The 257-nt window shown below is 72.4% G+C and carries 1 protein-coding gene; it reads left to right on the top strand.

The annotated features are described in order from the left end of the window. Positions 1-257, top strand: a 257-nt coding sequence (locus ACSNOK_RS35040; protein ID WP_436784739.1) for a UvrB/UvrC motif-containing protein, incomplete at both ends; no start/stop codon positions are given.

Raw genomic sequence — 257 nt, 5'->3', positions numbered from 1 at the left:
CACCAACGGGGTGTTCCGCAACGCGGCGGCGTCCGGCCGGCCGTGCCTGCTGGGCTACATCGGCAAGTGCGCCGCCCCCTGCGTCGGACGGATCGGGCCCGACGAGCATCGCGACCTCGCCCAGGACGTCTGCGACTTCCTGGCCGGCCGCACCGGCGTGCTGCTCAAGCGTCTCGAGCGGCAGATGCAGGACGCGTCCGACAACCTCGAGTTCGAGAAGGCCGCGGTGCTGCGCGATCAGCTGCACGCCCTGCGGC

Source organism: Streptomyces sp. URMC 126, assembly GCF_051386555.1.
GTDB lineage: Bacteria > Actinomycetota > Actinomycetes > Streptomycetales > Streptomycetaceae > Streptomyces.
The sequence above is the reverse complement of the archived record's forward strand: the minus strand, read 5'-3'. Positions and strand labels throughout refer to the sequence as shown.